The organism is Candidatus Magnetominusculus dajiuhuensis (assembly GCF_046044395.1).
Lineage (GTDB): Bacteria > Nitrospirota > Thermodesulfovibrionia > Thermodesulfovibrionales > Magnetobacteriaceae > Magnetominusculus > Magnetominusculus dajiuhuensis.
In genome coordinates, this window is the sequence record NZ_JBJUSG010000122.1 from 1 (window position 1) to 10,792 (window position 10,792).

Consider the following 10,792-nt stretch of genomic DNA (forward strand, 5'->3'; position numbering starts at 1 on the left):
GGCTGCTTTACTATTGTGACACAGTCTGCAAGCCGGAATGACGGAAAGGGACAAGGATGACAACAAACTAAGCAACTACAGCTTACTTATGATGCAGAACAAATTTACCGCGATGTACCACTTCTGGTCATCGAAAAATGTACCAGTCCGGGACCTCTGCCCGAACAGCTTTATCTCATTCCGCAAGAAAGTAAGCACCTGTAAAATTAATATCATATGCGGCACCAAAAAAAAGAGGCAGTGCCTACGGCACTGCCTCTTTCAGCGTTATGTGTTAGTACGTGAAATGCTGAATCGGTGTCTGAGGTGAGTATGGATCTGAACACAGATACCCTGTCAGGTTACGCTTTGGGTTTGTCGTGCCCTGGAAACATGCCATAGGTAAATCCATACACGACCATGAGTTGGATGTGCCGGAGCCGCCAAGAATGCCCATCTGCACGAGGCTAATCCTGCCGCCGTAGGACTGATTAGCTGCCACTGCAACGGACACGCTGCCCATCGCCATACCATCAAGGTTTATCGTAAGCCCCTCAAAAGACAGCATACGAGTCTGATGTGCATACACAACCGCATAGTTACTCAATGTGTTAAAATTCTGCAGTTGAGAATTCAAGCTCAGCGCCGAGTTTGCATTTATTGTAAAGTGTACCGACGCGTTGTCCTGTGTCCGGTTCGATATAACACAATAGATGCTCTTGTCAGTTGCGCTGGTTAAGTAAGGCAATGTATATGTCACATTGTCATTCTGGTTGGCGTGTATGCTTCTTCCACCCAACATAAACATTGCGCTCAGAACCATGACCGCCAGTACTAGATATAAAAAACTTTTCTTCATCATTTCCTCCTTAGCGTTATTTCCTTTTTATAAAACTCTCTGCTCAGCATCCCTTCTATACCTGACATTCATACTCAACGAGTATAAAACATCTCAGCATACCTCTATCGCTACCTAGTACGTGTAAATCTGGTTATATGGCTGCCCGTATTGGAGAGGTTGTGCCACAGGCAGTTGCAATTGATTCCCACGCTCATAACCAGTAGCAAGACCATTAGCCGCCGTCGCACGCCGCATCATTTCATCTGAACACACATAGCCGATCAGATTTCTCTTTGGAGTGGTCGTGCCCTGGAAACATGCCATAGGTAAATTTCCGCAGGTCCAGTCAAGGTCTGTAGCATTACCGTATTTCACAACCGCGGCGCCAGCGCCATCATTATAACCAGCCGCCTGCTGAGTAAGTCTAAGACTAGCCGAATAGTTGTTGTTCGCGTTGACTTTACCAGACAGACTACCAAAAGAGGTTCCATCTACATTGATACTCAGGCCCTCAAACGAAACCATGCGCGTCTGAAAGGCATATACTATCGCTGAATTCTGAGCTACGTCCTGTATTTGTGACGCCGATGATGTCAAAGCGGCGCTGTCAGACAGCACGTAGAAGTGCAACGACGCGTTATCCTGCGTCATGTTTGACACCACACAGTACACAGGCTTGTCGCTGCTGGTAGTCAGATAGGGGAAGGTGTATGTCACATTATCGCCCATTACCGCATATACCCGGCCCTGATTGCCGCCCCACATAAACAGCCCGGTTAAAACCACTGCCGCTATCATTAAATATACTATACTTTTCCTCATCATTATCCTCCTTGTCTTTCATTTTGTCTAACAAGTGTGCAAATGCTCTTCCTGCCATGCAGGCATCTTTATATTGTTCGCCACATTGCTCACGCCCCTTATCACTCCTTATATCTATCTCCTATACACCCCCTTTTCTGCTTTTCTCTCCTCACTTTTCGCGAGTTTCACCTCTACAGCGAGTTCGCCGCGTTTTTGCGCTCAGTGCTCATACCGCAAATTCCCTTGCCAATATCAACCTTCACCTGCCACCTCAAAATTCCACACAACGCCACCAACATACATCCCTGAAACCATCCATCCCTGAGACCTCCACAGCATCCTGCCTTCTTTGCTAAACATCCCACGGCATAGGCCTCCGTCCGCCTCTGCGCTTCCACCTCCTTTATGGACTTCTGCCTTTCCTTTCTCCATTTATACCTTTATCGGACATTAATTTGCAAAACTTAAGTATTTTTTATTCCTGAGCACCCTACCGCTCTTCTCACCATAGGCACCGGACCCCATAGTTTCACAGGAATCCAGTTTCTCATCAGAGAAGTCAACAAGCACTTCATTTATTAAACCACTCAAAACGCTCTCCAATTTCCCTCGTTATGTTGTGGGCGTCATCTGTATTTGTCAGTATTCTGGGCGTAATGAATATCAATAACTCCGTCCTCGTAACATCCTCTGACCTGTACTTAAAGACATAGCCAAGGATTGGAATATCGCCAAGCAGAGGTATTTTACTTTCAGTCACACTGGTTTGTTTGCTCCTTATGCCACCAAGAATGACAGTTTGCCCGTTTCCAACTACTACCATAGTCTTTACTTTTCTTTTTCTTATTGTGGGAGAGTCTATGGTTGAGGTTGCGTTGGTTTGGGCCGCGCTGACCTCCGTTGATATCTCAAGCGTAACCAGGCCATCGGCATTTATTGTCGGCTTAATCGTTAAAAGAAGTCCGGTACTTATATATGAGACGCTATTTAAGATACTTGGGGACGTTGTAGTTGACGTTGTGCTGACTATAGTTGATAACTGGCTGGTTATCACCGGCACATCGTCTCCAACCTGAATATTTGCCTCTTCATTGTCCACAACCATGAGGTGCGGCCTCATGAGTATTTCTAATTTATTTTCCTTCGCAAGGGCGTCAAGTACAACCTCCGCGTTATAGGTGTCTGTCAGGAACTTGAAGATGGTGCCTCCAGAATTAGCACCCAGAAGGCCAATCGTGCTGACCCCGTAATTACCCATTGCCACCCTGCTTCCTATAAATCCTTCAAGCCCAAGCTCCTCCTTACTGCCAAGGGACAGCTCAGCTATCGTCCCTTCTATCAACACCTGTCTGGGAGGAGTATCTATCTCTTTCAGCAAACTAACCAGGCTTTGGTATATTGATGGCGTAGTCATCATGATTATCACGTTTCTCTTGTCGTCTGACGCGATTCTTATTTGAACATCAGGGGCATTGGGCAGGGTTATTACAGCGGAGCCGCTGGAAGACCCTGATGACTCTACAGCCAATGGTTTAGCCACTGTGTTGCCCGTACCCGTAGCCGTAGCCGTAGTAGACGACCCGGATGTCGTAGTGGAGGCCTTTGTGGAGCCAAACTCATCAGATGATTTTTTCTCCTTATCCAGTGTCGTCCTGCTGGTGGTAGCCTGTGTCTGAGTCGTTTGCTTGATACCGTAGAGTCTCTGAATGGTTTCGACAAGCTCAGTGGCCCTTGAAAATTTAGGGAAGAATGTAAATGTCTTTTCCCCGGAACCTGCCGACTCAGGCGTATCAAGACGGTCTTTCCACTGCATTACGAACTTGGCTGACTGTTCATCCGGCGCAACCGCAAGGACACTGTTGAGAAACTTCACAGGGATGAATGCCACGCCCGGTCCTTTGGGATTCGTTGACGTGCCAAATCCCGTTCCATTGAGTATTGCCGTCATTTGGGTGACGAACTCCTCAGGCTTCCAATATGTCAATCTCATGAGAATCACCCGTTTCTGTTTCAGATAGGGCACATCCATAATGTCTATCAGGTTAAGACACTCCCGTATCGTTGCCGCTGTGCCGGTTACCAGTATGGCATTTTCTTTCTCGAAAACCTTTGTTGTCAGGGCGGCTTTATAAAATTCGGCTATCAGTGCCGACATCTCGGCGGAGCTTATATATTTTAACGCCACTACCTGGACTATCTTTGCGGAGCTTACAGGCACACTTCTGCCTACACGTATATCCACAGGCTCTCCGCCCGCAGATGGTTTTAATATATAGAGACTTCCTGCCTTAGCGCCCACCAACAGTCCCTGCTGCCTCAGCAGCTCCACCACTATCTCCAGAGTCTTGGACGCCGGCAGTTCTTTTGTCATATGCAGAGTAACCGGGTTTTTCATCGCCTTTACCGTCTCATCTATAAAAAATGTCACCTTAAGTACCTCTCCCACCGCGTGGATTACAAAATCCGACAGAGGCATTCCGTCAACATTTATCAACACGGGTTTATCCTCCAGCGCGAGTTTCGACGCGTCTATGGGTTCAAGTTCCAGCGCGACATTCCCCGAGGTCGCCTTTTCAAACGACGGCGTCTCAATGTCCACAGGTGGATGGACAGGCGGTTTTTCACTGAGTACATCTAACGACTTAAACTTCCCGGTTGCATTGTCGCTGGAGGTAACATTGTCGCACTTGCCCGTGGTGTTATCGCACCTGACAATCTTCTTATAAGGCAGCTCCAGCATATTCACCATCGTTGTGGGACGATATTCCGCGGTGCAGGCCGCCGCAAACACCACGATGGCAAACACACCCAGAATCACTATCACCCGCCTTACCCTGATATTCAGGACATTGCAGACCGGATAATAAATACACTTACGGGGGTTCAATTTTTTATCGAGAATATCTTTAATTTTATCTCACCCTCCTGATTTTTCAGCGTCACCGAGGTCATCGTTACCTCACTTATAAGAGTCTCACCGTGCAGGGTCTCCCCCTTCTGGCTGTAATGGTACTGGCCTTCGTTATCTAACAAGACGGCTACCTTCTGCTTAGAGGATAAAACCCCTATCAGGGTATAGACATAGACCTTCTTGACTTCCACCTTTTGCGACGGGTCAGGCGGATATTTCCCATCGGCCATAAAAATATTCTTCTTAAAAACCTCTTCGTGGTCCCTTTTGGACGCCTCAAGAATGAGAGCCAACGTCCTCTTCTTATTATTCTGAATACCTTCCATGCCTCTCGCTCTGCTATTATAGCTTATCTCAGGGTTTTTTACAATCATCAGCGGTATCGCCGCGGCAAATAATAATATAATTATTATATCTTTGGCATTTGACTTCGCCCACGCCACATATTGCGCCGCCTTAGCAGCGCTTTTTAGTATGTTGTCTTTTAGCATACCACCCTTTGTCAAACCTTTCTTATATAACCCGACACCACTATCTTGGTTGTATAGGTTTTATCCATAACATTTATCTCCACACTTTTTATCCTCAGCACCGGCCTTGCGTCCGCAATGGCCTTGAAGAGCTTATAGGTCGGCTTGAGCAGCCCTTGTATCCTTACCATCACGGAGGCCTCAATTAAAACAGTGTCCTCCGTACCTTCAATGAGCTGAAAGTTCTGTACAACCAGCGCGTTTGCCTCCGCCGATTTCGTTAGTAAATTTACTATCTCCGTCTGTATTGCCGTCCTGTTGCTCCCTTTGGGATAGATTAAGGATGCCAATTCGTTATTCACCTCGGGGTCGTCCTTAGTGTCAATCGCGAGATATCTTTGAAGCAAGTCCGACTTCGAGGCATAGGCGGAAAGATAGTCCTCTACCACGGCCGTCCTTTTTTCTACGGCTGTCTTAGCCGGGACTACGGCAAAACGAGCTATTGATAAGACTATCAACAGATATAATCCCGCCTTTTTAAGGTTGCCACCTTCGATCTTCATTTTTTCAATTACCGTTTTCCTTCTAAAACAACTTATTGGTTTTTACTATCGCCGAAGGGCTTGACGCCATGTTTACAGTATTGCGCGGCGTCCCAACGGAGTTTGGGTTAGCGTTGCTGACAGCCGCGGGGATTGACGTCCTGCTATAAGCCCCATGTACGGCCGTAGCCTGAGGTATTGACGGCGTTGAAGTTGTTATAAAGGCCGCCGGGCTTGAGGCATTTGAGGTACCGGCTATTGTGTCGCGCATGTCTATGGAGAGGCGAAACTTGTAGGTCTGGCCTTCTCTGGATGGTTCTCCCACGAGTTTTACCGTTTCAACCTCTTTCAAAGCGCTCAGCTTGCTTATCACCTCCGAAGGGTTGGCCGAGACGATGCTGACGTCAACGTTTCTGTTATTAATGTTTAACTGCGTTACATAGGCACCGTCGGCAAGTGACCGGGTCAGAACCTCAATGACCCCCAGCGGGGGTGCGAACTTGCTTACCTTTTTGGCAAGGGCAACAAGCAGCTTTGCCGTTATATCCTTGTCCTGCAGCTCTGCAAGCTCATTTATCTGCTTTGTCACCCTCGCGGTTTCTCTTTCAATGTCCTCAAGGGATGCGTCAAGTTTCTTTATTGACATATAGGAGGAAACCAGATAGGCCGCCATGCAATACAAGGCAGCCCTGAACAGCAGCTCGGTATTCACTGCCGAATGCCACGACCTTGTCCTGAATGGGGACAGCCTCAGGGAGTTTAAACCCCTCAGCGATACGGGAAATCCAGTATCCTCTATAAAATTTATGGGAATATCCATAATGGGGCCGCCATTGAGAAGATTTACCCCACACAGGTTTACGCACCTCATCTCTTGCCGGTAAGCCCCAAGTCCCCGCAAAAAGACCTCCACGCCGCTTTCACTAAGCGGCACGGCAAGGGTACGAAAGCCAATAAAGCCGTTTGGGCCGTGGGCAAAGGCGTAAATCTTTTCCCCGTCTGCATATATAGTGGCCTCAGGGGCCTCCGATATGAACAACAAGTCCTCTGGAATCAGGTAGTTAGAGTAAAATCCCTTAGACACCTCTTCCACAACGCGCCTCTCCCACGCCCATATATCCACGAGCGTATAATTTGCATGGCTCTCAAAGACATTAAAGTGAAACGCTGGGTTGGCAATCATAGGGAACATCTCCGCCACATCATTAGATATGATTCCTTTGAGGTTTTTTTGTACTGAGGGGGGATATTTTTCTCTCCAATAGTAGACCAGCTCCCTGCCAACGATGAGGATGTTTTTCCCCATAATTTTGTTAACCAATGAAGAGTTCCCGCTTAGGGCCACGCTTATGCCCGCCTTTGATACGTTGTAAAAGTTGCAGCCTGCCCCACGGGCATAGCAGACCGTCAGGGGTTGTCCAAAATGTCCCATCCCACCACTGCCGCCACTTTGCTTATGTGATACCTTTAGCAGTTCCCTAAGCGCCTTCAAGAAGCTCTCAACCCTCCTTCCAGTAGTAAACCGCATAGGGGGCGGTGGCCGTAGGATACAGCCCAATACCGGCGTTTATCGTATAAAGATTTTTCAAATATCCGTAAGTCACCGTGATTTCAAGATAGCGCGAAGGCTGAAACAAGTCATACTCAAGGCTGTGTATTCTCCTTCCAGTGAGATTATAAAATAACTCGTCCGGAATGTCCAGTCCCTTGTCAATATAGTCCTGAATTATTTTTCGATTCTCTTCGCTTATGTCCAAAGACGCAATAATCGTCAACGGGGAGGCGGTAGCCGGATTAAATCCCCCCGTGCCAGGGAAAATAGTAATATATGGTTTTATTTTCTTATATAATTCCCAGCTCATACCCCTGATGAGCAGGAGTTCCTCCATGTACTGCATAGAGAAATTTCTGGGGGTATACGGCATCCCAATGCCCCGGTAGTACTCGGATTCGGCACCCAACGGCCTTGGTATGTCGTCGGCGTCAATCCAGTCGTTGATGCTGTCTGTGATAATCCCGACGCTGCTTTTAGAATCCACAAGTTTAATGAGTTTTTTGAGGTCGTCCCCGGCACCCGCGTAAACGGATATCTTGCCATTTGCGTCCTGTACGTTTATTGATATGTCTTCTCTGACCTTCAATGTCTGGTTGTTCGTCGGTATCTTATCAAAACCCAGGAGTGAGCTGTCGGAGACGACTATCCGGCTACTGCTGAGCTTGCCCGTGAGCATCGCAAAGAGCAGTGTGTCGAACACGGACACGGCCGTGGTCATCGCCTCAGCCTTTTCTTTCAACACCTGGGCGGTCTTGACATGCTCTTTCACCAACCAGTTAAAGGCAATCCCTATTATGATGATTATTGCGGCAAGGAAAATCGTCAGCAGCACTGCCGAGCCGACCTCGTCCCCGCCACTTCCTCTTATCCTTGTCAGGCTCATCATCTCAGATTGATGTTGGATTCTGGTAAATCGTTGAATTTGTGGATATGCTCAACATCAGCGCGTTGAACAGTCCATCCTTTTTATAGGCTATCCTCAGGTATTTGGGCAGCTTTCCTCCACTTTTCCCGTAGTACTCACGGCTCCAGTCCCAGAGTTTTGTAACCGGGGCCTCCACATAGCTTTCAAAGCTCACACTGCTTACATTTTCAATTATAACAAAAGAATACCCCTTTTTAAACCTGCCGCTTTGATAATCTCCTTCCAGCTCCTGCTGTTTTTTTACATACACCGGCAGCTCATAGTACACCACATCGTAGTTCTCATCGTGTCTTTCTTTGACTATCCACACGACAACCGGCACATTGTCGGCCATTGGCGAGGCGCTGACGTAACTTATCACATCAGGGTTGCAGACAAAATAGGGGTACCACTTCAGACGCGTTCCATCGTCTATGAAATAAAACAGCATCCCACTAGCGCTCTTGTGTATCCAAAAGTTTCGCGCCACTTTCCAGAGATTCACCCCCTCGTCCATAACCTTCTTGTACTGTTTAAACGCCTGATTCAGGGCGGCGGTAGACAGCAGTACCATAGACGTAAATATTGCTATGGCCACAACCACCTCTATGAGAGTAAAACCCCTACGGTATTTCATCTGACCTGCCCGATTTCGGCTTATACTTAAACAGCACCACACGGTAGTCCCTTGTAAGCGTATCGTACGTTAGCGTAAAGTCAACCCTGTACAGATATATGTCATACTGCGTCGTAGTGTTTATGAGTATTGACGGTGTGCCCCTTCTCTCAAGTTCCGTCTTCCATGAAATGTCCACTCCATCGCCGAGGGAATCAGTACCTTGTGCGGCCTTTATGGCAAATGCCCTGAGATAGTTTATTGCCTCAGGGACTTTAGACGAGATTATGTTTGAGTCTCTTACCCTTGCAAGCGACTGAAACCCGATACGAAACAGGTACATGGTAGAGGCTATGCTTGCCGTGAGTATCAGGCCGGCTATCAGGATTTCTATTACCAGAAACCCGTCCTGATGTCTTTTATTTCGCGTTTTATCCACCGCAGGGCTCAGTTGCTCATCGTGATATTACCTAACGGAGCGGCAATCGCCACAGTATATTTCATGTCCTTAACGTAAACGTCTATATTGCCACCGCTTGTTGTACCATTATTAAAAAACATCACAGGGTGTTCCATAGACACATATGCCGCAAGCGGGGGATTCTCTATTTTTTCGTCGGATTTATCCAGCAGCGGCCACGCCTTGTCGTTTGCGTAGAGGATACCATCATCGGCCTTTATGAATATCTCCTCTCCGGTGAGAAACGCCTCCCGCTGAATCTGAGTTACCAGAACGAACAGCCGCTCTGCCTGAAGCGACGCGGCGTATCTCTTGTACATGTTTACGGAAAAGGGAACCGTCACGCCAAGCACGGCGGCAATCAGCGCCATTACTATCAGCAACTCTATGAGAGTAAACCCTTTTTGCCTCAAAACTTGATATTCCCCACGCTCATAACAGTAAGTATCATGGATATGACAATAAAGCCCACGACCATTCCCATTACCGTTATAATCAGCGGCTCTACCAGGATGACTATCTTTTTGATTGTCCTCTTGAATCTATCGTCAAACACATTGAAAAGCTCTAAAAAAATCTCCTTCATATTGCCGCTTTTCTCTCCCACTGTTATCATATTGGCCGCTATCTCAGGCAGCAGTTCAATCTGAGAGAACACCCCGCCTATCGGCCTGCCCTCTTTTATCAGCTTAATCGCCGGCTCCAGCGACTGCTTTACCTTCACATTTTGTATTAAGTCTATAGAAAACCTCAATGCCTTGATAAACTCTATCCCGCTTGAGAGCATCGTATACATCGAATACGAAAACCTCGACAGCTCAAGATTTATTATCATAGTCCTCATCAGGGGAATCGAAAGGGCATAGGAGTAACCGGCGTGAATTAATCTCTTCATATCAACCAATTTAAAAAACGCCACACCCACAACTAATGCCACAATGAAGGCCTTTACGCTCATAAAATCCGACGCCTTTAACAACATCTTAGAGGCAAGCGGCAAAGTAAGCAGTTGGTCCTGCCCGAAGACGGTAAAAAACCGCGGGATGATGAACTTAAATATGACAAAAAGGGTAACACAACTGGCGATTACCAGAAAAATAGGATATGTGAGGGCGTTTCTTATCTCCGCCCTGAACTGAATCTGAAACTGCAGGTGTGCTGCAATCTGCTCAAAGGACATGCGCAGGTTGCCCACGCTCTCACCCACGCGAATAAGCGACACCATGAGTGTGTTAAAGAGGCCGCTCTTTTCAAAGGACTCGGCGACACTCTTTCCCGCCCTGATGTCTCTGAGCGCGTTGGCGAGGGTTTCTCTGAGGGCCGCGTTTGATACTGTGCCAATTATCGTCTCTATGGAGTTGTCTATCCTGAGGCCTGCCTTCAGTAGTACGCTTAGCTCTCTTGCCATATTGTAAAGGTCTGAGTCCTTTACCTTTTTGCTCTTAAATCCAAGTCCGCTTTGCTTTGCCGCCCCAGATGACGCCTCTATTGACACGACCCTCAGTCCCTTGTCTTTAAGTTGAAGGCGCGCCTCCTTTACGTCCGGGGCAGAGACAGAGCCTCTGACTTCCTTGCCGATTTGGTCAACGCAAAGGTATTTATAGCTGCCCACAAGACCCTCGCGCCGCAGTGCCTTTGATTACCCAGGGCAAACTCATTAGAAATTGCCTCCCTTATTTTTGTCATTCCGGCTTGTCCGGAATCTGTCCT

General features: G+C 47.5%; 13 protein-coding genes. All 13 read right to left on the reverse strand.

The annotated features are described in order from the left end of the window. Window positions 1-274: 274 nt before the first annotated feature. The gene (locus AB7D94_RS14035; protein WP_420266558.1) at window positions 275-841 is read right to left on the reverse strand and encodes a hypothetical protein; all 567 of its coding nucleotides are present in this window, start codon (window positions 839-841) and stop codon (window positions 275-277) included. A gap of 111 nt (window positions 842-952) precedes the next feature. After that, window positions 953-1,645, reverse strand: coding sequence for a hypothetical protein (locus AB7D94_RS14040; RefSeq protein WP_420266559.1), 693 nt, complete (start codon window positions 1,643-1,645; stop codon window positions 953-955). A gap of 170 nt (window positions 1,646-1,815) precedes the next feature. Further along, window positions 1,816-1,989 carry a hypothetical protein gene (locus AB7D94_RS14045; protein ID WP_420266560.1) on the reverse strand — a complete coding sequence of 58 codons (174 nt, stop codon included), beginning with the start codon at window positions 1,987-1,989 and terminating at the stop codon, window positions 1,816-1,818. Between the two features lie 85 nt (window positions 1,990-2,074). Further along, the gene (locus tag AB7D94_RS14050; protein ID WP_420266561.1) at window positions 2,075-2,215 is read right to left on the reverse strand and encodes a hypothetical protein; all 141 of its coding nucleotides are present in this window, start codon (window positions 2,213-2,215) and stop codon (window positions 2,075-2,077) included. Next, the gene (locus AB7D94_RS14055) at window positions 2,196-4,448 is read right to left on the reverse strand and encodes a secretin N-terminal domain-containing protein (protein ID WP_420266562.1); all 2,253 of its coding nucleotides are present in this window, start codon (window positions 4,446-4,448) and stop codon (window positions 2,196-2,198) included. The genes AB7D94_RS14050 and AB7D94_RS14055 overlap by 20 nt, the downstream gene beginning before the upstream one ends. Window positions 4,449-4,507: 59 nt before the next feature. Next, window positions 4,508-5,026: a hypothetical protein gene (locus AB7D94_RS14060; RefSeq protein ID WP_420266564.1), complete on the reverse strand. Its 519-nt coding sequence runs from the start codon at window positions 5,024-5,026 to the stop codon at window positions 4,508-4,510. An 11-nt stretch (window positions 5,027-5,037) separates the two neighbouring features. After that, a complete protein-coding gene (locus AB7D94_RS14065) occupies window positions 5,038-5,568 on the reverse strand; it encodes a hypothetical protein (RefSeq protein WP_420266566.1) in 531 nt (176 codons plus the stop codon). Between the two features lie 22 nt (window positions 5,569-5,590). Continuing rightward, the gene (locus tag AB7D94_RS14070; protein WP_420266567.1) at window positions 5,591-7,039 is read right to left on the reverse strand and encodes a hypothetical protein; all 1,449 of its coding nucleotides are present in this window, start codon (window positions 7,037-7,039) and stop codon (window positions 5,591-5,593) included. Between the two features lie 7 nt (window positions 7,040-7,046). Further along, window positions 7,047-7,985: a type II secretion system minor pseudopilin gene (locus AB7D94_RS14075; protein WP_420266569.1), complete on the reverse strand. Its 939-nt coding sequence runs from the start codon at window positions 7,983-7,985 to the stop codon at window positions 7,047-7,049. A 4-nt stretch (window positions 7,986-7,989) separates the two neighbouring features. Then, complete coding sequence (locus tag AB7D94_RS14080; protein WP_420266570.1) at window positions 7,990-8,643, reverse strand: PulJ/GspJ family protein; 654 nt, start codon at window positions 8,641-8,643, stop codon at window positions 7,990-7,992. Beyond that, the gene (locus AB7D94_RS14085) at window positions 8,630-9,061 is read right to left on the reverse strand and encodes a type IV pilus modification PilV family protein (RefSeq protein ID WP_420266572.1); all 432 of its coding nucleotides are present in this window, start codon (window positions 9,059-9,061) and stop codon (window positions 8,630-8,632) included. Before AB7D94_RS14085 ends, AB7D94_RS14080 begins: the two co-directional genes overlap by 14 nt. Before the next feature lie 8 nt (window positions 9,062-9,069). Further along, the gene (locus AB7D94_RS14090) at window positions 9,070-9,495 is read right to left on the reverse strand and encodes a pilus assembly FimT family protein (protein ID WP_420266573.1); all 426 of its coding nucleotides are present in this window, start codon (window positions 9,493-9,495) and stop codon (window positions 9,070-9,072) included. Further along, window positions 9,492-10,694: a type II secretion system F family protein gene (locus tag AB7D94_RS14095; protein ID WP_420266574.1), complete on the reverse strand. Its 1,203-nt coding sequence runs from the start codon at window positions 10,692-10,694 to the stop codon at window positions 9,492-9,494. Before AB7D94_RS14095 ends, AB7D94_RS14090 begins: the two co-directional genes overlap by 4 nt. Window positions 10,695-10,792: the final 98 nt, after the last annotated feature.